At 72.9% G+C, this 19,478-nt stretch carries 18 protein-coding genes; 8 read left to right on the top strand and 10 right to left on the bottom strand.

The window, feature by feature from the left end:
• Positions 1 to 5: 5 nt before the first annotated feature.
• The 4 genes from tatC to H4O22_RS10435 are packed head-to-tail and all read left to right on the top strand — an operon-like array spanning position 6 to position 4,957.
• Positions 6 to 848 (top strand): twin-arginine translocase subunit TatC, encoded by an 843-nt coding sequence (gene tatC, locus H4O22_RS10450; protein WP_182523364.1) that lies wholly within the window; start codon positions 6 to 8, stop codon positions 846 to 848.
• 1 nt (position 849) lies between these two features.
• Positions 850 to 1,254, top strand: coding sequence for a hypothetical protein (locus H4O22_RS10445; protein WP_182523363.1), 405 nt, complete (start codon positions 850 to 852; stop codon positions 1,252 to 1,254).
• 16 nt (positions 1,255 to 1,270) lie between these two features.
• Positions 1,271 to 2,143, top strand: a complete 873-nt coding sequence (locus H4O22_RS10440) for a diacylglycerol kinase (protein ID WP_182523362.1) — start codon at positions 1,271 to 1,273, stop codon at positions 2,141 to 2,143.
• Between the two features lie 21 nt (positions 2,144 to 2,164).
• Positions 2,165 to 4,957: a DEAD/DEAH box helicase gene (locus tag H4O22_RS10435; RefSeq protein ID WP_182523361.1), complete on the top strand. Its 2,793-nt coding sequence runs from the start codon at positions 2,165 to 2,167 to the stop codon at positions 4,955 to 4,957.
• 279 nt (positions 4,958 to 5,236) lie between these two features.
• Here H4O22_RS10435 and H4O22_RS10430 read toward each other — a convergent pair whose 3' ends face one another.
• Together H4O22_RS10430 and H4O22_RS10425 are read right to left on the bottom strand one after the other, a co-directional pair.
• Positions 5,237 to 5,899 carry an SDR family oxidoreductase gene (locus H4O22_RS10430; protein WP_182523360.1) on the bottom strand — a complete coding sequence of 221 codons (663 nt, stop codon included), beginning with the start codon at positions 5,897 to 5,899 and terminating at the stop codon, positions 5,237 to 5,239.
• Positions 5,900 to 5,927: 28 nt separating this feature from the next.
• Positions 5,928 to 6,830, bottom strand: a complete 903-nt coding sequence (locus H4O22_RS10425; protein WP_182527076.1) for a 5'-3' exonuclease — start codon at positions 6,828 to 6,830, stop codon at positions 5,928 to 5,930.
• A 65-nt stretch (positions 6,831 to 6,895) separates the two neighbouring features.
• Here H4O22_RS10425 and H4O22_RS10420 point away from each other — a divergent pair, with 65 nt between their 5' ends.
• Complete coding sequence (locus H4O22_RS10420; RefSeq protein WP_182523359.1) at positions 6,896 to 7,363, top strand: Lrp/AsnC family transcriptional regulator; 468 nt, start codon at positions 6,896 to 6,898, stop codon at positions 7,361 to 7,363.
• Between the two features lie 18 nt (positions 7,364 to 7,381).
• Here H4O22_RS10420 and H4O22_RS10415 read toward each other — a convergent pair whose 3' ends face one another.
• From H4O22_RS10415 to H4O22_RS10395, 5 genes are read right to left on the bottom strand one after another with little or no spacing between them, the layout of a single operon-like run.
• Positions 7,382 to 8,860 (bottom strand): KamA family radical SAM protein, encoded by a 1,479-nt coding sequence (locus H4O22_RS10415; RefSeq protein ID WP_182523358.1) that lies wholly within the window; start codon positions 8,858 to 8,860, stop codon positions 7,382 to 7,384.
• A 58-nt stretch (positions 8,861 to 8,918) separates the two neighbouring features.
• Positions 8,919 to 9,503: a GNAT family N-acetyltransferase gene (locus H4O22_RS10410; RefSeq protein ID WP_182523357.1), complete on the bottom strand. Its 585-nt coding sequence runs from the start codon at positions 9,501 to 9,503 to the stop codon at positions 8,919 to 8,921.
• A gap of 11 nt (positions 9,504 to 9,514) precedes the next feature.
• The gene (locus H4O22_RS10405; protein ID WP_220451131.1) at positions 9,515 to 11,131 is read right to left on the bottom strand and encodes an amidohydrolase; all 1,617 of its coding nucleotides are present in this window, start codon (positions 11,129 to 11,131) and stop codon (positions 9,515 to 9,517) included.
• Complete coding sequence (locus H4O22_RS10400) at positions 11,128 to 12,558, bottom strand: AMP-binding protein (RefSeq protein ID WP_182523356.1); 1,431 nt, start codon at positions 12,556 to 12,558, stop codon at positions 11,128 to 11,130. Before H4O22_RS10400 ends, H4O22_RS10405 begins: the two co-directional genes overlap by 4 nt.
• Before the next feature lie 4 nt (positions 12,559 to 12,562).
• Positions 12,563 to 13,309 carry an enoyl-CoA hydratase/isomerase family protein gene (locus H4O22_RS10395; protein ID WP_182523355.1) on the bottom strand — a complete coding sequence of 249 codons (747 nt, stop codon included), beginning with the start codon at positions 13,307 to 13,309 and terminating at the stop codon, positions 12,563 to 12,565.
• A gap of 537 nt (positions 13,310 to 13,846) precedes the next feature.
• Here H4O22_RS10395 and lnt point away from each other — a divergent pair.
• From lnt to H4O22_RS10380, 3 genes are read left to right on the top strand one after another with little or no spacing between them, the layout of a single operon-like run.
• Entirely contained in the window at positions 13,847 to 15,337 is a 1,491-nt protein-coding gene (gene lnt / locus H4O22_RS10390) for an apolipoprotein N-acyltransferase (protein ID WP_244962925.1), read from the top strand.
• On the top strand, positions 15,334 to 16,125 hold the full coding sequence (locus H4O22_RS10385) for a polyprenol monophosphomannose synthase (protein WP_244962924.1): 792 nt from the start codon (positions 15,334 to 15,336) through the stop codon (positions 16,123 to 16,125). The genes lnt and H4O22_RS10385 overlap by 4 nt, the downstream gene beginning before the upstream one ends.
• The gene (locus H4O22_RS10380; RefSeq protein ID WP_182523354.1) at positions 16,122 to 16,586 is read left to right on the top strand and encodes an FxsA family protein; all 465 of its coding nucleotides are present in this window, start codon (positions 16,122 to 16,124) and stop codon (positions 16,584 to 16,586) included. The genes H4O22_RS10385 and H4O22_RS10380 overlap by 4 nt, the downstream gene beginning before the upstream one ends.
• 17 nt (positions 16,587 to 16,603) lie before the next feature.
• Here H4O22_RS10380 and H4O22_RS10375 read toward each other — a convergent pair whose 3' ends face one another.
• From H4O22_RS10375 to H4O22_RS10365, 3 genes are all read right to left on the bottom strand, one after another.
• The gene (locus tag H4O22_RS10375) at positions 16,604 to 16,990 is read right to left on the bottom strand and encodes an RNA polymerase-binding protein RbpA (RefSeq protein ID WP_182523353.1); all 387 of its coding nucleotides are present in this window, start codon (positions 16,988 to 16,990) and stop codon (positions 16,604 to 16,606) included.
• Positions 16,991 to 17,180: 190 nt separating this feature from the next.
• A complete protein-coding gene (locus H4O22_RS10370) occupies positions 17,181 to 18,545 on the bottom strand; it encodes an MFS transporter (protein WP_182523352.1) in 1,365 nt (454 codons plus the stop codon).
• Positions 18,542 to 19,366: a glycerophosphodiester phosphodiesterase family protein gene (locus H4O22_RS10365; protein ID WP_319804225.1), complete on the bottom strand. Its 825-nt coding sequence runs from the start codon at positions 19,364 to 19,366 to the stop codon at positions 18,542 to 18,544. Before H4O22_RS10365 ends, H4O22_RS10370 begins: the two co-directional genes overlap by 4 nt.
• Positions 19,367 to 19,478: the final 112 nt, after the last annotated feature.

Raw genomic sequence — 19,478 nt, 5'->3', positions numbered from 1 at the left:
GGTCCGTGTCGATCTCAGGGATCGTCAGCCTCTTCAGCGGCCGCCCGCACCACCCCGTGGGCGACGACGGCAGGATGGCGCTCACCGACCACCTGCGCGAGCTCCGCGCCCGGCTGCTGCGCTCGGCCGTCGTGCTGCTGGCGGTCTTCGTCGTGGCGCTGTTCTTCTACGACCAGCTGCTCGAGCTGATCCGGCGCCCGTACGACGACGCACGCCGCGCCCTCGGCGAGGAGGTCGAGGCGGAGATCGTCATCAACGGCGTCACCGCGCCGCTGATGCTCCAGCTCAAGCTGTGCGGCGTCGCGGCGCTGGTCGCGTCCAGCCCGTACTGGCTGCTCCAGATCTGGGGCTTCATCGTCCCGGGGCTGCACCCGAGCGAGAAGCGGTGGACGCGGGTCTTCGCCGCCGTTGCCGGGCCGCTGTTCATCGCCGGCGTGGCCCTGGGCTACTGGGTGCTCCCCAAGGGCGTGGAGGTCCTCATCGGCTTCACCCCCGCCGACGTCACCAACCTCCAGGAGTTCGGGGAGTTCTTCTCCTTCATCACCCGGATGCTGCTGGTCTTCGGCATCGCGCTGGAGATCCCGCTGTTCGTGATCATGCTGAACCTCGCCGGCGTCGTGTCCGGGAAGACGATCGGGCGCTACCGCCCCTGGATGGTCCTCGGCACCTTCGTCTTCGCGGCGGTCGCGACCCCCTCGACCGACCCGTTCTCGATGCTGATGCTCGCGATCCCGATGCTCCTGCTGTTCTTCCTCGCCGAGCTCGTCGCGCGCCTGGTGGACCGATCGCGCGGGCGCGGCGAGGGCAGCACCGACCAGTGGTCCGACGACGAGCTGTCCCCGATCTGAGATGAGGCCCGAGCTCCGCGACATCGACCCCTTCGACCTGCCCGAGTGGCTGGGCGTCTCCGACGTGACCTGGTCCGCGGAGTCCGGCGTACGCAGCGGCCGCGACGTGCGCGGAGCGCTGAGCGCCGACGGCGAGGACGACCTGCCGTGCGACCTGCTGGCCGTCGACGACGCCTGGCCGGAGCCGGTCGCCGACGACGAGACCCGGGTGCACGCCCACCAGGCCTGGCGGCACGGCCAGGTGCACCTGGTGCGCCGCGCGGACCGGCTCACCCTGGCGGTGCCGGGGTCGGGGTTCTCCGCCGACCTGGTGCTCGACGCCCTCGGTCGGCTGGCGAAGGCCGTCGGCGCGTCCCCGGACGACTACGCGGCGCGCCTGCGGATCGGCGCCGAGCGCGGCCCCTGACCACTAGGGTCCGGGTGTGCCTCGCGAGATTGCCCTGCTGACCAACCCCACCGCTGGCAACGGACGAGGTGCACGAGCCCGCGCCGCCGTCCTGCCGCGGCTGCAGGACGCGGGCCTGCTCGTGCGCGACCTCGTGGGCCGCGACGCCGACGAGGCGCTCGACCTGGCCCGGGGAGCGGTCGCCGACGGCGTGGAGAGCCTCGTGGTCGTCGGGGGCGACGGGATGGTGCACCTGGGCGCCCAGGCGGCCGCGACCAGCGAGACCTCCCTCGGCATCATCCCGGCGGGCACCGGCAACGACACGGCCCGCTACTTCGACCTGCCGCGCCGCGACCCGGCCGCGGCGGCCGACCGGGTGGTCGCCGGCCGCACCCGCACGATCGACCTCGCCCGCAGCGGCTCGACGTACTACGTCACGGTGCTGTGCGCCGGGTTCGACGCGATCGTCAACGAGCGCGCCAACCAGATGTCGTGGCCGCGCGGCCAGATGCGCTACAACCTCGCGACCGTGGCGGAGCTGCGCACCTTCGCGCCGCTGTCGTACACCCTGGAGATCGACGGCGTCACCCTGCGCACCGACGCGATGCTCGTCGCGGTCGGCAACGGCCCGTCCTTCGGCGGCGGCCTGCGGATCACCGAGGGCGCCCGGCTCGACGACGGCCTGCTCGACGTGGTGATCATCAAGCCGATCAGCAAGGCCGCGCTGGTGCGCACCTACCCCCGGCTGTTCAAGGGCACGCACACCACGCACCCGGCGTACGAGCACCACCTGGCGAAGTCGGTCACGGTGGCCGCGCCGGGCATCGTGTCCTACGCCGACGGCGAGCGGTTCGGGCCGCTGCCGCTGACCGTGGAGTGCGCACCGGGAGCGCTCACCGTCCTGGCTTAGGCCCTCGCGTAGGTTGGAGGCATGAGCACCGGCGAGCTGTCCCCGGCGGAGCGCTACGCGTCGTACCGGCAGCACCGGGAGCACCCGGTCCTCAAGGACTTCCAGGCCCTGCACGACTTCCCTCTCGACGACTTCCAGCTGCGCGCCTGCCGGGAGATCGAGGAGGGCCGCGGCGTGCTCGTCGCGGCGCCGACCGGCTCCGGCAAGACGATCGTCGGCGAGTTCGCGATCCACCTGGCGCTGCAGACCGGCCGCAAGGCGTTCTACACGACGCCGATCAAGGCGCTCTCGAACCAGAAGTACCACGACCTGGTCGCCCGCTACGGCCCCGACCAGGTCGGCCTGCTCACCGGCGACAACACCGTCAACGGCGAGGCGCCGATCGTCGTGATGACGACCGAGGTGCTGCGCAACATGCTGTACGCCGGGTCGCGGACGCTCCTGGGCCTCGGGTTCGTGGTGATGGACGAGGTGCACTACCTCGCCGACCGGTCCCGCGGCGCGGTGTGGGAGGAGGTGATCATCCACCTGCCCGAGTCGGTGGCGCTGGTCTCGCTCTCCGCGACGGTCTCGAACGCCGAGGAGTTCGGCGAGTGGCTGGCCACCGTGCGCGGCGAGACCGCGACCATCCTCGAGGAGCGGCGCCCGGTGCCGCTCTACCAGCACGTGATGGTCGGCAAGCGGCTCCTGGACCTGTTCGCCGACTCCGACGTCGACGCGGCCGCCGGCTTCGTCAAGGAGGGCGCCCCGGTCAACGGCGAGCTGATGAAGGTCGCCCGCGACGACTGGGCCTCCTCCCGGATGAAGGACCGCCGATCTCCTCGTGACCGGCGCCCGGGCCCCAAGCAGGTCGGCAACGGCCGCCGGGTGTGGATCCCCAGCCGGTACGACGTGATCGACCGCCTGGACCGCGAGGGCCTGCTCCCGGCGATCGTGTTCATCTTCAGCCGGGTCGGGTGCGACGCGGCGGTGACGCAGTGCCTGAACGCCGGCGTACGGCTGACCACGCCGGAGGAGCGCGACACGATCTACGCCTACGTCGAGGCCAGCTGCCGGCACCTGCCCGACGAGGACCTGCACGTCCTGGGCTACCACGACTTCCTCGACGGCCTGACCCGCGGCGTCGCGGCGCACCACGCCGGGATGCTGCCGGCGTTCAAGCAGTGCGTCGAGGAGCTATTCCTGCGCGGGCTGTGCAAGGTCGTCTTCGCCACCGAGACCCTCGCGCTCGGCATCAACATGCCGGCGCGCACCGTGGTGATCGAGAAGCTCTCGAAGTGGAACGGCGAGACGCACGCCGACATCACGCCGGGGGAGTACACCCAGCTCACCGGCCGCGCCGGCCGCCGCGGCCTGGACACCGAGGGGCACGGCGTCGTGCTGTGGCAGCCGGGGATGAACCCGCGCGAGGTGGCCGGTCTCGCCTCGACGCGCACCTATCCGCTGCGCTCGTCGTTCCGGCCGTCGTACAACATGGCCGTCAACCTGGTGCACCAGTTCGGGCGGGACCGCTCGCGCGAGCTGCTGGAGCAGTCGTTCGCGCAGTTCCAGGCCGACAAGGCGGTCGTCGGGCTGGCCCGCCAGCTGCGCAAGGCCGAGGACGCGCTCGACGGCTACCGCGAGTCCGCGACCTGCCACCTGGGCGACTTCATGGAGTACGCCGCGCTGCGCCGGCGGATCTCCGATGTGGAGAAGGACGCCAACCGCGCCCGCAAGGCCGACCGGCGCGACGAGGCGCTGGAGTCGCTGCGCGCCCTGCGGCCCGGCGACGTGATCCAGGTGCCGACCGGCAAGTTCGCCGGGTACGCCGTCGTCGTCGACCCGGGCTGGTCCGAGGAGGGGCCGCGGCCCTACGTGGTGACCGCGGACCGCCAGGCCCGGCGGCTCGCGATGATCGACTTCTCGGCGCCGGTGCAGTCGCTGGGGCGGATCCGGATCCCGAAGAACTTCAACGGCCGCAACCCCCAGATGCGGCGCGACCTGGCGTCCGCGCTGCGCAGCCGCACGCACGACCTCGCGCCGCCGCCGCCCGGACGGCGTACCCCCGACCGCTCGGCGCTCGCGCGCTCGGCGGCCGACGACGAGGTCGCCGAGCTGCGCGCGCAGCTCAAGGCGCACCCCTGCCACGACTGCCCCGACCGCGAGGACCACGCGCGCTGGGCGGAGCGCTGGTTCAAGCTGCACCGCGACGCTCAGACGCTGAAGCGGCGCGTCGAGCAGCGCACGAACACCGTGGCGCGGCAGTTCGACAGGGTGTGCGAGGTGCTGACCGCGCTCGACTACCTCGACGGCGAGACCGTCACGCCGCGCGGGCGGCACCTGATGCGGCTCTACTCCGACATGGACCTGCTGGCCGCCGAGTGCATCCGCCAGGGCCTCTGGGACGACCTCGACCCCTCCGGGCTGGCCGCCGTGCTCTCGGTGCTGGTCTTCGAGGCTCGCCGCCCCGACGACGCGTCGTCCCCGCGCCTGCCGGGCGGCCAGGTGCGCGACACCATCGGCGCCATGGTCCGGCTGTGGGGCGACCTGGACCGGCTGGAGAAGGATCACAAGCTCGACTTCCTCCGCCAGCCCGACCTCGGCTTCGCCTGGATCGCCTACCGCTGGTCCGAGGGCGACGAGCTCGACGACGTCCTGGGCGCGAGCGAGCTCGCGGCCGGCGACTTCGTGCGCTGGATGAAGCAGCTGCTCGACCTCGCCGGCCAGGTCGCCGACGCCGCCGGCGACTCGCCGCTGCGCCAGACCGCCCGCGACGTCGTACGCCGGGTCCGCCGCGGAGTCGTCGCCTACTCCGGGCTTGCTGCCGACGACTGAGGCTGTGTGTGCTCGCTCGGGTCCGTGGGGGCCCGGGGCTCAGATGGTCGCCGTTTGGTCCCAAACCGCAGAGAATCGGCCCGGATCGTTGCGGTTTGTGACCAAACCGCAGCACCTTGACCGCACCCGCCCGGCCGGGGCCAGGCGGGTGCGGGGCGGGGACACCGTCCGCCCGAGTCCGGGCCGGGAGGCCGTGGTTTGGTCACAAACCGCAGGAAATCAGCCCCGAAACCTGCGGTTTGTGACCAAACCGCAGGGTCGAGAACCAGCGGTGGGGCGTCAGCGCCCGGCGGCGGCGTGCACGGCGTCGTGGACGGGGGTGTCGCCGTTGACCAGGGCCCACTGGTGGCCGATCGACTCGGGGGTGTCGAGCACGGCGGCGACGACGGCGGCCACGTCGGCGCGGGTGACGGAGCCGCGCGGGACGTCCTCGCCGAGGGTGACCAGGCCGGTGGCGGGCTCGTCGGTGAGCGCGCCGGGGCGGATGATCGTCCAGTCCAGCCCGCTGTCGCGCAGGGCGGCGTCGGCGTCGCGCTTCGCCTCGACGTACGCGCGCCACACGTCCTCGGTGTCGTCGGGGATCGGGTCGTCGACGCCGATGGCGGAGATCTGCACGAAGCGTCGTACGCCGGCGATCCGGGCGCCCTCGATCGACTTCAGCGAGCCCTCGAGGTCGACGGTGCGCTTGCGCTCGATGTTGCCGTCGGGGCCGCCGCCGGCAGCGAAGACGACGGCCGTGCAGCCCTCGAACGCCGCGGCGAAGGCGTCGGCGTCCTGCTGCTCGATGTCGAGCAGCCGGACGACGGCCCCGCGGCTCTCGAGCTCGTCGCGGTACTCCTCCTTGCGCACCAGCGCCACGGGCGTGTGCTCGGTGCGGCGGAGCTCGACGAGCAGGTGACGGGCCACGTGTCCGTGGCCCCCGACGATCGCGATGCGGTCCATGGAGCCACCGTACGGAGCGGGCGGTGAGTCAGCGGTCGAGCGCCTGCACCAAGCGCTCGGTCGGGGACTCCAGGCCCCACCGCTCCGCGAGCTCGCGGACCTTCTGCTCGTCGCGCGGCTTCGCCGGGAGGAGCACGTCGCCGCGGTCGAGCGGCAGGTCGCGCGCGACCGCCACGACCGTCGGGGCGACCTCGAGGTAGTCGGCGGCGGCCTTGATCTTGCCGCGCGGCCCCGGGCCCATGTCGGAGTCGGGGTCGTTGGCCGCGGCGATGATCCCGGGCATGTCCCCGAACCGCTCCAGCAGCGTGGCGGCGGTCTTCTCACCGACGCCCTTGACGCCGGGCAGGCCGTCCGAGGCGTCGCCGCGCATGGTTGCGAAGTCGGCGTACTGGCGTGCGTCGATGCCGTACTTGTCGCGCACCCACTGGTTGGTCACCCGCTCGTGGTTGCCGACCCCGCGGGCGATGTAGAGGACGCGGACGTCGGCCTCGTCGTCGACGAGCTGGAACAGGTCGCGGTCGCCGGTCACGATGTCCACCGGCTGGCCGGCGTTCGTGGCGAGGGTGCCGATCACGTCGTCGGCCTCGTACCCGTCGTGCCCGATCACCCGGATCCCGAAGGCGTCGAGCACGTCGAGGATGATCGGCACCTGCACCTGCAGGGCATCCTCGACCTCCTCGACGTCGGGCGCGGTCTCGACCTCCTCGACGACGCGGTGGGCCTTGTACGTCGGGATCAGGTCGACCCGCCACTGCGGGCGCCAGTCGTTGTCCCAGCAGCAGACCAGGTCGCTGGGGTGGTACTGGTCGACGAGTCGGCTGATGAAGTCCATCAGCCCGCGGACGGCGTTGACCGGGGTCCCGTCCGGCGCCGTGATCTCGGGGACCCCGAAGAACGCCCGGAAGTACATCGAGGCGGTGTCGAGGAGCATCAGGCGGCCGGTTTTCTGGCTGGTCACGCCGCCGATCCTGCCACGCCGCGGTTACGCTGTCGGCCGTGAACCCCTCCGAGGTCGAAGGCACCGATCGGTTGATCCTCGAGCTCCTGGCCGCCGACGGCCGGATGTCCTTCACCGACCTCGGCAAGGCCACCGGGCTGTCCACCTCGGCGGTCCACCAGCGGGTCAAGCGGCTCGAGCAGCGGGGCCTGATCCTCGGGTACGGCGCGCGGGTGAACCACGAGGAGCTCGGGATGCCGCTCACGGCGTTCATCTCGATCCGCCCGATCGACCCCTCCCAGCCCGACGACTCCCCGGAGCGGCTGCGCGACATCGCCGAGATCGAGTCGTGCTGGTCGGTCGCGGGGGAGGAGTCCTACGTGCTCAAGGTCCGGGTCGCCACCCCGCGCCACCTCGAGGAGCTGCTGGCCCGCATCCGCGCCGCCGGCAACGTCTCCACGCGCACCACGATCGTGCTCTCCACGTTCTACGAGAACCGGCCGGTCGGGGTCGAGGGCCCGCACTGACGCGGGCCCCCGCCGCCCTCAGTACGCCTGCAGCGCAGCCGTACGCCGCGAGGCCTCGGCGACCTCGGCGGCCTTGAGTGCGGACTCGTCGAGGCGACCGTGCTCGGCCCACCAGGCCTGGCCGGACGCGGGCAGCGTGTGGATCGGGTCGTAGTACTCGTAGGTGCGGCTGAGCGCCTCGGGGTCGGCGGCCTCGATGGAGGTGCGGTAGTTCTTCGTCCAGTGCGAGATGCCGTGCTCGGTGTCGTACGACGCGAGCTGGTGCACCCAGCGCTTCCCGACGAACGGCACGTCGCAGACGATCCGCGGCGTCGCGAAGCCCGGGAGGTAGCCCATGATGTGGTGCTGGAGCCGCTGGGCGTCGGCGACCGAGACCCGCCAGTGCTCCGAGTACGGGATCATGTCGCACATGTAGAAGTAGTAGGGCATGATCCGCGCCCCGTCGAGGAGCCGGAAGCACAGGTCGAGCAGGGCGTGCGGGTCGGCGTTCACGCCGTTGAGCAGCACCCCCTGGTTGCGGACGTCGCGCAGGCCGGCGTCGAGCATCGCGCCGGCGGCCTGGGCGACCAGGGGCGTGACGGACTGGGCGTGGTTGGCGTGGGTGTGCATCGCCAGCGAGACGCCGCGGGCGCGGGCGAGGGACGCGACCCGGGTGACGCCGTCGACGACGTCGGGCTGCAGCCAGTGCTGGGGGAGGCCGATCAGGGCCTTGGTCGCCAGCCGGATGTCGCGGATGTTCTCGATCTCCATCAGCGAGGTCAGGAACGCCTCGAGCCGGGGCCAGGGCATGTTCGCCACGTCGCCGCCGGAGACCACGACGTCGCGCACCGAGGGGGTACGGCGCAGGTAGTCGAGCATGTCGCCGAGCCGGTCGTTCGGCTTGCCGGCGAACTTCAGCTTGTCGATGACCGCGGTGGAGTTGCCGACCAGGTCCATCCGGGTGCAGTGGCCGCAGTACTGCGGGCAGGTCGGCAGCAGCTCGGCGAGCACCTTGGTCGGGTAGCGGTGCGTGAGCCCCTCGGCGACCCACATGTCGTGCTCGTGGAGGGAGTCGCGCGCCGCGTGCGGGTGCGAGGGCCAGTCGGTGCGCCGGTCGCTGAAGACCGGGAGCATGTAGTGGCGGATCGGGTCGGCGTAGAAGGCCTCCGTGAACGCCTCGGTCACCGAGCCCGCCCCGGCCGGGTCGAACGTCGGGACCATCGTGTTGAGCATCTGCGGCGGCACCAGCATCGACATGGTCGCGCGCTCGGCCTGGTCGCGCTCGAGGTCGGCGTAGAACCGGTCGTCGAGCAGGTCGCCCATCAGCTCACGGAGCTGGCGGACGTTCTTGACGCAGTGCGCCCGCTGCCACTGCACCGACGCCCAGTCCTCGGCGGTGACCTCGCGCCAGCCCGGGAACCGGGTCCAGTCGGGCTCGACGAGCTCCACCGCCCGGTAGGGGTAGGGCTGCCCGGTCTCGTCCTCCACGAGGGACGCGATCGACGTCTCGATGCTCATGGGCACAGCGTGCCACAGGATCTACGTCACAACGAAGCGCACGCCGAAGATCTTCCGGTCAGAGCAGGCCGCTGGCCGCGAGCGTGCGGCGTACGGCGGGGTGGTCGGCCGCCAGGCCGTACCGGCGCGCGTAGACGCCCACCACCAGGTCGCGCAGCGGCGGGCCCTCCCCGGACGGGGCACCCAGCGGCGCGTCCATCAGCAGCAGCGCCGGCGCGTGGCCGTCGTCGTGCGGCGGGAAGTACTCCCGCACCGGCAGCAGCCGGCCGCCGAGGCGCTCGTAGAAGACGATCCGGCGCCGGTGCTCCTCGACGGCGTGGTCGGCGAGCCCGGGCTCGTCGGGGTCCTCGACGTCCCAGACCAGCCGGGTCCGGCCCTCGGCGGCCAGCAGCGCGGTCAGGTCGGCCCACATCCGCGAGCCCACGCCGCGGCCGCGCGCCCCCACGGCGTAGTAGCGCAGGAACGTCCACCCGGTCTCCCCGAGGTCGCGCACCAGCGCGAAGCCGGTCGGTCCGTCGTCCTCGACGCGCACCAGGAGCCGGTCCGCGAGCAGGTCCTCGAACGGCGCGGTCAGCTCGTCGGGGAAGGCGCTCTCGTAGATCTCCCGGACCCGCGCCACCTCGGCGTCCGTCAGGCTCGCCACCGCCACCAGCGTCACGACTCGTGCACCACCTCTCCGTCGAGCAGGGTCATCAGCACCTCGAGGTCGCGGATCCCCGCAGGGTCCACGGTCGCGGGGTCCCCGGAGAGCACCGCCAGGTCGGCGCGCTTGCCCACCGCGATCGTGCCGCGGTCGCGCTCCTGGTGCGAGGCGTACGCCGACCCGAGCGTGTACGCCGTGAGCGCCTCCAGCCCGGTGATCGCCTCCTCCGGACCGCACGGCGCCCCCGAGTCGGTGCGCCGGTTGACCATGTCGTGCATCCCGCGCAGCGGCGCCCCGTCGACGACCGGCCGGTCCGAGCTGCCCGGCGGCGTGATGCCGGCGTCGAGCAGCGAGCGGTAGCGGTAGGCCCACCCGGCGCGGTCGGGCCCGAGCGCGCGGAGCATGCCGTCGCCGATCTCGCCGACGAACCGCCCCTGCGGCACCGGGACGACGCCGAGGTCGGCGGCGCGGCGCACCTGGTCGGGTCGGGAGACGCCGAAGTGCTCGATCCGGTGCCGTACGTCGGGGCGCGGCCACCGCCGCTGTGCCTCGGCGTACGCGTCGAGGACCAGGTCGATCGCGGCGTCCCCGATCGCGTGCGACGCGACCCGCCAGCCCGACCGGTGCGCCTCCAGGATGGTGCGGGTGAGCGCGTCCGCGTCGGCCTGGAGGTAGCCGCGGGAGCCCGGGGTGTCGGCGAAGTCCTCGGTCATCGCGCAGGTGTGGCCGATCAGCGAGCCGTCGGAGAACACCTTGACCGGGCCGATCCGGAGCCGGTCGTCGCCGAGCCCGGACCGGATGCCGAGGTCGAGGCCGCGCACGATGCCGTCGTCGGCATGCGCGGTGAGCGGCCGCAGCGCGTCGGCGGCGACCATCAGCTCGACCCGCACCGGCAGCCGGTCGGCGTCGCGCGCCTGCTGGTAGGCGGCGACCTCGACCGGGCTCTTGCCGATCCAGCCGCCGCCGACGCCGGCCTCGACGACGCTGGTGATGCCCTGGGAGAGGTAGACCCGGCCGGCGCGCTCGATCGCGTCGACCAGCGTGGCGACGGGGTAGGGGAGGACCAGGCGGGAGAGCAGCTGCTGGGCCTGCTCCTGGAGCAGCCCGGTGGGCCTCCCGTCGGCGTCGGTGACCACCAGCCCGCCCGGGACGTCGACGGGCGCGTCGGCGATCCCGAGCTCGGCCAGCACCGCGCTGCTCACCGTGCACATGTGCCCGGAGGTGTGCCGCAGCCAGACGTGCCGGCCGGGAGCGGCGCGGTCGAGGGCGTCGCGGTCGGGGTGCGCGCCGAGCTTGTTCTCGTCGTACCCCGCGCCGACGACCCACGCGCCGGGCGGGGTCTCGGCGGCGCGGGCGGCGACCGCGTCGTACAGCGCCTCGAGGGTGGGCACCCGCAGGTCCACCTCGGCCAGCGAGAGGCCGTACCAGGCCATGTGGTTGTGGGCGTCGTGGAAGCCGGGGGTCACCACGGCGCCGCCGAGGTCGACGACCCGGCGGGCGGGGACCTCCTCGAGCGCCACGATCCGCCCGTTCAGGACGGCGACCGCCGACGCGACGTCGCCGCGGCCGGGTCCCTCGAGGGTCCGCACCCGCGCGCCGGTCAGCAGCAGGTCGGCCTGCAGGCTCACAGCTTCGCCTTCTCGACCCGGTGCGACGCGGTCAGCGGCAGGTCCTCGCGGAACTCCCAGAACCGCGGCACCTTGAAGCCGGCCAGCCGCTCGCGGCACCACGCGTCGAGCTCCTCGGAGGCGGCGCCCGGGGCCACGACGTACGCCTTGACCTCCTCGCCGCGGATCTCGTCGGGCACGCCGACGACCGCCGCGAGCCGGACGTGGGGGTGGGTGAGCAGCACGTCCTCGACCTCGCGCGCGGCGATGTTCTCGCCGCTGCGGCGGATCATGTCCTTGAGCCGGCCGGTCAGGTAGAGCCGGCCCTGGTCGTCGACGCGGGCCAGGTCGCCGGTGGGGAACCAACCGTCGACGAACGGCGAGTCGTGGCCGAGGTAGCCCTCCATCATCCCGGGGCCGCGCAGCCACAGCTCGCCGTCGACCAGCCGGACCTCGCGGTGCCCGGCGGGCCGGCCGAGGCACCCGGAGCCGATCAGCTCGTCGTGGTCCTCGGCCCCGACCCGGATGTCGGCGCCGGTCTCGGTCATCCCGAACGCCTCGTACCAGGGGGCGCCCCAGCGCTCCTCCAGCTCGGCGTGCAGCGCCGGCGGGATCGCCGAGCACTGGACGGCCCGGACCCGGTGGTCGCGGTCGCGCTCGTCGGGGGGCATCTTCAGCAGCAGCGTCGGCATCGCGGCGAGGCAGTAGAAGTAGGTCACCTCGTGCTCGCGGACCTTGGCCCAGAACGTCGAGGGGTGGAAGCCGTCGAGGGCGACCAGGTGGGCGCCGGCCAGCAGCGCGGTCACGACGTTCCACTGGGGGTCGAGGTAGAAGAACGGCTGCGCGGTCAGCATCACGTCGGCGGACGCGAGGTGCGGGAACTCCTGCACCAGCGAGTCGCCAAGGGTGGTCCAGTAGCGGTGGGTGAGCACGCAGCCCTTGGGGTGGCCGGTGGTGCCGGAGGTGTACTGCACGTTGACGACGGCGTCCGGGTCGACGGGGCCCTGCGCCCACGTGCCGTCCGGGACGAGCTCGTCGACGAGCAGCACCGAGGCCACCGGCGCCAGCAGCGCGTCGTACGCCGGGGAGGTGACGGCGACGCGGGCGCCCGCGTCCCCGACCACGTGACCGATGTCGGCGGAGCGGTACCGCACGTTCATCGGGACCATCGCCGCGCCCAGCCGCATCAGCGCGAGCCAGACCAGCGGGAACTCGGGCTGGTTGTCGAGCATGACCGCGACCCGGTCGCCCGGGCGGACGCCGCGCTCGTGCAGAGCCTGCGCGTACGCCGCCGACCGTCGGGCCACGTCCGCGAACGTGAGCCGCTCGGCCGGGCCGGACTCGGGGTCGAAGGTCCAGGCCGGTCGGTCTGGCCACCGCTCGGCGGCGGCCAGGAGGTGGTCGACGAGGCTGGGCCCGGCCTGGGGATCAGCCTGGGGATCAGCCACGGGATCAGCCACGGCCGAACGCCTCGCGCGGGGCCTCGTTCTCCCCGGACAGCGAGGTGAGCAGCGCGTGGTCGACCTCGCGCCCGAGCGCCTCCTCGAAGCTGGCGTCGAGCCCGTCGTCGAGGACCCGCTTGGCGAGGCTGACCGCCAGCGCCGGGCGCGCGGCGACCCGCTCGGCGAGCTCGAGGGCGACGGTCTCGTGCTCGCCCGGCGGCACGACCCGGGCGACCAGCCCGATCTCGCCGGCGCGGACGCCGCTGACCCGCTCGCCCAGCAGCATCAGCTCCTTGGCGCGGGCCCAGCCCACCAGCGCGGGCAGCAGCCGGGAGATCCCGCCGGTGACGCTGAGCCCGACCTCGACCTCCGGGAAGCCGAACTGGGCGTCCTCGGTCGCCACGACCACGTCGCAGGCCAGGGCGAACTCGCAACCGGCGCCGAGGGCGTGGCCGTGCACCGCCGCGACCACGGGACCCGGGAACGAGCGGACCAGCCGGGTGACGTCCTGGATCGCCTCCAGGCGCGCGCGGGTCTCCAGCGGCGTCTCGACCGGCTCGGGCTCCTTGAGGTCGTGGCCGGCGCAGAAGGACCGGCCGCGCCCGGCGAGCACGACCGCGCGCGCCCCGTCGTCCGCGGCCCGGCGCAGGGCGGCGGCCAGGCCGTCGGTGAGGGCGGGCACGACGGCATTGAGCCGCTCCGGCCGGTTGAGGTGCACCCGGGCCACGGCGCCGTCGCAGGTGTAGTCGACCGCCACGGTCGCTCCTTCCAGTCCTGCCGCCGACGGCGTCTCGGTGCGCCGGGCGGCAGGCAGACGCTACGCCGAGCGGGCCCGGGGGGACCACCGGGTGCCGCCGGCGCCGTGATCGAGGGGCTCGCGTTAGCAGGCATCGGCGCGGCGCGCCGGGGAAGTTGCGCGACACGCCGTGGTGGTCTGGATTCACGGTGAATTTCTGGTGACGAGCAGGGGTGCGCTGACCTGCACGGACGCGTGTTCGTGCAGGTCAGCGACGTATTGACAGTGCCGCTCGGCACCGGGGAAGGTGTGCTGTCCGCTCATGCAGATCGTGGTAGGTGGACCGGCGTCCGAGTGGCCGTGTCGGAGGATGGGGTACCACCCATCCGTCCAACACTGTTCGCGGAGGTCGGCCCGCTCCACGAGGGCGGATACGGGAGGATCCCGGACCCCCTAGACAACAGCCCGGGCTCGGCAGCCGGTCGGTCTCGGGTTGGACCGAAGGGTTTCGGGATCCTCCCGGGGCTCTGCAGACCCCGCCCCGGTACCTTGGCCAGTGTGCTGACCCGGTCCCTCCTGGCCCTCGTGGCGGGCGTGGTCCTCTCCCTGGCCTTCGAGCCGGTGGCCGTCCCGGTGCTGCTCGTCCCGGCCGTCACGACGTTCTTCCTCGCCGTCCGCGGGCTCCGTGGCCGCGGCGGCGCGCTGGTCGGGCTGGCCTTCGGGCTGGGGTTCTTCGTCGTGCACCTGTGGTGGCTGCGCTCGGTCGCCACCGCGGCCTGGATCGGCCTCGCCGTGGCGGAGGCGCTGTTCTTCGCGCTGCTCGGCGCAGCGGTGGCGGTGCTGGTCCGGCGCCGGTTCTGGCCCCTGTGGGTCGCCGGCGCCTGGGTGACGGTCGAGATCTGGCGCAGCAGCTGGCCGTTCAGCGGCCTGCCGTGGGGACGCCTGGCGTTCGCGACCGTCGACACGCCCGTCGCCGACGCGCTGCCGTACGTCGGCATGGTCGGCGTCAGCGCCCTGCTCGCGCTGCTCTCCGCGCTGCTCGCGTGGGTGGTCGTCGCCCGCGGGCGGGACCGCTGGGTCGCCCTCGGGGTGACGGGCGCGGTCGCCGTGCTGACCCTGCTGCCGGGGCTCGCGCCGTACGAGCCCGTCGAGACGGGGGAGGCGACCGTCGCGGTCGTGCAGGGCGACGTCCCGGGCCCCGGCAACGACATCCTGTACGACTCCGACGGGGTCACCGAGAACCACGTCGACGCGACCGTCGAGCTCGCCGCGGCCGTGGAGGCGGGGGAGCAGGAGCGCCCCGACTTCGTGCTCTGGCCGGAGAACTCCACCGCCCGCGACCCGTTCGGCACCGACGTCATCGGCGAGGGCATCCGCGAGGCGACCGCCGCGATCGGCGTCCCCGTGCTGGTCGGCGCGATCGTCGACGCCGGCGAGGACCACGTCCTGAACCAGGGCATCGTCTGGGACCCGGAGACGGGCGCGGGGGACCGGTTCACCAAGCGGCACCCGGTGCCGTACGGCGAGTACATCCCGTTCCGCCGCTACCTCGACATGAACTTCGGCGAGCTGGCGCGGATCCGCCGCGACATGCTCAGCGGCACCCGCGTGGAGCCCCTCGAGGTCGCCGGCGTCCAGGTCGCCGACGCGATCTGCTTCGACATCGCCTACGACGACGGGATCCAGGACCAGCTCACCCGGGGCGCGGAGCTGCTGGTCGTGCAGACCAGCAACGCGACGTTCATCGAGACCGACCAGATCGACCAGCAGTTCGCTATCACCCGGCTGCGGGCCATCGAGTCCGGCCGCTGGGTCGCGGTGGCCTCCACCAACGGCGTCTCGGGGGTGATCGCGCCGGACGGCGAGGTGGTCGCCACCGCCGACCCGCGCACCACCGACGTCCTCGTCGAGCGGGTCGGGCTGGTCGACGACGTCACCCCCGGCACCCGGGTCGGGGCCTGGGTGGCGCGGGTCTGCGTGCTGGTGACACTGGTCGCACTGCTCGCCGGGGCCCTCACGTATCGTCGGAGCGTGAGGCACACGGCGTGACCCCCGACCCGACGTCCCACGGCCTGGGCCGTGTCGTGATGGTGGTGCCCACCTACGACGAGGCGGAGAACCTCGCGTGGATCTTGGAGCGGCTGCGCCGCGCCCAGCCCGGGGTCGACGTCCTCGTCGTCGACGACGACTCCCCGGACGGCACCGGCCGGATCGCCGACGGGCTGGCCGCCGCGGACCCGCAGGTCCACGTGCTGCACCGCAGTGCCAAGGGCGGCCTCGGGGCGGCGTACCTGCACGGCTTCCAGCACGCGCTGGCCGAGGGGTACGACGTGATCGGCGAGATGGACGCCGACGGCTCCCACCAGCCCGAGGAGCTGCACCGGCTCCTCGACGCGCTCCACGAGGCCGACCTGGTGATCGGCTCGCGCTACGTGCCGGGCGGGTCGGTGGTCAACTGGCCGCGCTCGCGCGAGTGGCTCTCCCGCGGCGGCAACCTCTACGTCCGGCTGCTGCTCGGCGTCCCCGTGCGCGACGCCACGGCGGGCTACCGGCTGTTCCGGCGGAGCACGCTGGAGAAGATCGACCTCGCGTCGGTCCGCTCGACCGGCTACGTCTTCCAGACCGACATGGTGACCCGCGCGCTGCGTGCCGGGCTGACCGTGCGCGAGGTGCCCATCGAGTTCGTCGAGCGGGAGCGCGGCGACTCCAAGATGAGCAGCGCCGTGGCGGCCGAGTCGCTCAAGCGGATCACCCTGTGGGGGCTGCGCGAGCGCCGCGACCAGGTACGCCGCGCGTGGCGGGTCGGGCCGGCCGGCCGGGGCGGGGCCCACCGATGACGCGCCGACGCGGGAACCTGCGGTGGCTCCTCTTCGTGCTCTTCGTGGTCGTACCGCTCGCCGAGATCTACGTGCTGATCCAGGTGGGCCAGGTGATCGGCGCCTGGTGGACGGTCCTGCTGCTGGTGCTCGACAGCATCTTCGGCTCGTGGCTGATCAAGCGCGAGGGCGGGCGGGCCTGGACAGCGCTGCGCTCCACGCTGCAGAGCGGCCGGATGCCGGCCCGCGAGATCGCCGACGGGGCGCTGATCCTGGTCGGCGGCACGCTGATGCTCAGCCCGGGGTTCGTCACCGACGTGTTCGGGATCCTGCTGATCCTGCCGTTCACCCGGCCGGTCCTCCGGCGGCTGCTGACCCGCGTGGTCGCGGCGCGCCTGGTCGTGGTGCCCGGAGACGTACGACGCCCCGGACCTGGATCCGGGGGATCCGTGGTCCGGGGCGAGGTCGTCGACGAGCCCTGACGCTCCGCGGGGGAGGGTCAGGCGGTCGCCTTCCGCTTCTTCTGGTTGGCCCGGTGCAGGTGCGCCGGACCGATCTCGCCACCGCGCAGCAGCTCGAGGCGCTCCTTGAGGATGTCCTCGAGCTCCTTCTCCGAGCGGCGCTCCAGCAGCATGTCCCAGTGGGTGCGGGCCGGCTTCTCGGCCTTGACCTCCGGGACGATGCCGGACGTGCTCAGCCCCTCGGCTCCGCAGCGCGGGCACTCCCAGTTGGCCGGGACGTCGGCCTCGACCGACATGGTGATCTCGAACTCGTGTCCGTTCGTGCAGCGGTATCCGACCTGCTGACGAGCCGCGAACTCGATGCCGCGCTCGTCCTCGAAGCTCTGGCCCCCGAGTCGGGCACCACGCAACGTGCGCTCCGCCATGAGGCACCTCCGTTATCTTCCCCGTGCTGACAGAGAAGGGCGTGTCGCCCTGCTCGAAGTCTTCAACGGTACTGAGCGGTCTGAGATTCCGACAATTCGCGAGGGATCCCCCACAGCGCGGATTCTCGGCTTGCTCTCAGGTACCCCCCGGGTCGGGGGTCACACCGAGGTGCCGCCGCTCACACGCGGCTCACACCACGGAGGGGACCCGGTTGCCGGCGTCCCGGATGCCGCGCTCGGTGTCCACGCGCATCAGCAGCAGCCCGCCGACCAGGAAGAACACGACGAGCGCGAAGATCGCGGGCCGGTAGGAGTCGGTCAGCGCGAGCACGATGCCGAACGTGGCGGTGCCGAACCACGACGTACCGCGGTCCATCGCGTGGTAGAAGCTGAAGTACGCCGCCTCCTTGCCGCGGGGGATCAGCAGCGAGAAGTAGGAGCGCGCCAGCGCCTGGGTGCCGCCGAGGACGACGCCGATGGCGACGCCGAGGATCAGGAACAGCGGCACGTTGCCCGCTGGCAGGAACAGCGCGACCGTGACGATCGCCATCCAGATCGCCAGCCCCACCAGGATCGTGCGCTTGGCGCCGTACCTCGCCGCGGCGCGGCCGAAGATCAGCGCACCGCCGAAGGCGACGAATTGCACGATCAGGATCGTCGCGATCAGGATCGTCTGGCTGTGGTCGAGTTCCTCCGCGCCGTAGACCGAGGCGGAGGCGATCACCGTCTGGATGCCGTCGTTGAAGAACAGGTAGGCCAGCAGGAAGGTGAGCGCCACCGGGTAGTTGCGCAGGTCGCGGAGCGTCGCGCGCAGCTGGCCGAAGCTCTGGCGCACGACGCCGCCCTCGTGGCTGTCCACGACGTGCGCGGGCTCGTGGTCGCGCAGCCGGAGGTACGGGATCAGCGTGAACCCGGCCCACCACACGGCGGCCGACAGCATGCAGAGCCGGGCGGCGAGGCTCTCGCTGAGCCCGATCGCGTCGTGGCCCAGGAAGACCACGAGGTTGAGCACCAGGAGCAGGCCGCCGCCGAGGTAGCCCCACGCCCAGCCGCGCGAGGAGACCCGGTCCCGCTCGTCCTCGGTCGAGATGAGCGGCAGGATCGAGTCGTTGACCACGCCGGCGGCGCCGAAGCAGAGGTTGCCGCCGACGATCCCGATCGCCGCCAGCCACCAGTTGTCCCCGGTGGACAGGAAGATCAGGGTGGCGAAGGCGGCGCCGGTCCAGGCGAACAGGCCCAGCAGACCCTTCTTGTTCGCCGTGCGGTCGGCGTACGCGCCCAGCGGCGGGAGCAGCAGCGCCGAGAGGATCGTGGAGACGGTGATCAGCCAGAAGAACAGCGACCCGGGCGGCAGGGTGAGGGGACCCCACTCGAACCGGCCGTCCTCACCGCCGACGGCGTTCTCGGCGAGGTTGATGAAGTACGGGCCGAAGAAGACGGTGCCGATCGTGGTGGTGTAGGCGCTGTTGGCCCAGTCGTACCAGTACCACGCCTTCTGCTCGTGCTGCCGGTCGAGCGGGCTCAGGTCGGCGATGCCCGGTCCGGTGGTCGTCATGCGTCATCCCTCCACTGTCCGCGCTCGGCGAGCACGGCCTTGAGCACATCGGTGCGGTCGGTGAAAAGCCCGTCGACACCGCGGTCGAGCAGCTCGCGCATCTCGGCGGGGTCGTCGACGGTCCAGACGTGCACGTGCTTGCCCGCGGCGTGCGCGCGGCGCACCAGGCTGCGGCTGGCAACGGTCAACGGTCCGCGGCGGTGCGGCACCTGGAGCGCCCCGACCCGGCCGCGGGTGACCAGGTCGGCCAGCCGGCCGCTGGGCAGCACCAGGAAGGCGACCACCTCGAGGGGGTCGGCCGCGGTGGGCACCCGCCCACCGGTGAGCCGGCGGAACCGCCGCAGGCGGCCGGGGGAGAAGGACCCGACGAGCACCCGGTCCCAGGCGTCGCGCTCGGCGAGGAACGTGGCGAGCACCTCGACGGCGCCCTCGGCCTTGAGGTCGATGTTGAACCGGGCCGTGGGGAACTCGTCGAAGAGCTGGGCGAGCGTCGGCACCTGCTCGCGGCCGGCGACGCGCGCGGCGCGGACCTCGGCGTACGTCAGGGTCGCGATCTCGCCCTGGCGGTCGGTGACCCGGTCGAGCACGGCGTCGTGGAAGGCGAGCAGCACCCCGTCGCGGGTGACGTGGACGTCGGTCTCGAGGTAGCGGTAGCCGAGCGCGACCGCGTGCCGGAAGGCCGCCAGGGTGTTCTCCAGGCCCTCGATCTCCGGGTGGTACGCGCCGCCGCGGTGGGCCAGGGCGACCACGCCGCCCGGAGGGTCGAGGACGGCGTCGAGGTAGGCGTACCCCGTGCGCGGGGGCACCGACCGACCAGTCACCGGAGCAGTATCCACGGGGCGGGCGCCCTCAGGCGGATCCGGGGCCCGCCGGGCGCGGTTCCGGCGCCGGCGGGTCGTGGGGCCGGGGGTGCAGGTTTCCCCGGGCGGTGTC

This window comes from Nocardioides dongkuii (assembly GCF_014127485.1).
GTDB lineage: Bacteria > Actinomycetota > Actinomycetes > Propionibacteriales > Nocardioidaceae > Nocardioides > Nocardioides dongkuii.
Note: the sequence above shows the minus strand (reverse complement) of the source record. Positions and strands in the feature narration are given on the sequence as shown.

Bases quoted from the DNA above. Each gene is read 5' to 3' on its own strand.
- H4O22_RS10445 (WP_182523363.1), top strand. From the start codon at position 850: ATGAGGCCCGAGCTCCGCGACATCGACCCCTTCGACCTGCCCGAGTGG.
- H4O22_RS10435 (WP_182523361.1), top strand. From the start codon at position 2,165: ATGAGCACCGGCGAGCTGTCCCCGGCGGAGCGCTACGCGTCGTACCGG.
- H4O22_RS10430 (WP_182523360.1), bottom strand. From the start codon at position 5,899: ATGGACCGCATCGCGATCGTCGGGGGCCACGGACACGTGGCCCGTCAC.
- H4O22_RS10425 (WP_182527076.1), bottom strand. From the start codon at position 6,830: ATGCTCCTCGACACCGCCTCGATGTACTTCCGGGCGTTCTTCGGGGTC.
- H4O22_RS10415 (WP_182523358.1), bottom strand. From the start codon at position 8,860: ATGAGCATCGAGACGTCGATCGCGTCCCTCGTGGAGGACGAGACCGGG.
- H4O22_RS10380 (WP_182523354.1), top strand. From the start codon at position 16,122: ATGACGCGCCGACGCGGGAACCTGCGGTGGCTCCTCTTCGTGCTCTTC.
- H4O22_RS10375 (WP_182523353.1), bottom strand. From the start codon at position 16,990: ATGGCGGAGCGCACGTTGCGTGGTGCCCGACTCGGGGGCCAGAGCTTC.
- H4O22_RS10370 (WP_182523352.1), bottom strand. From the start codon at position 18,545: ATGACGACCACCGGACCGGGCATCGCCGACCTGAGCCCGCTCGACCGG.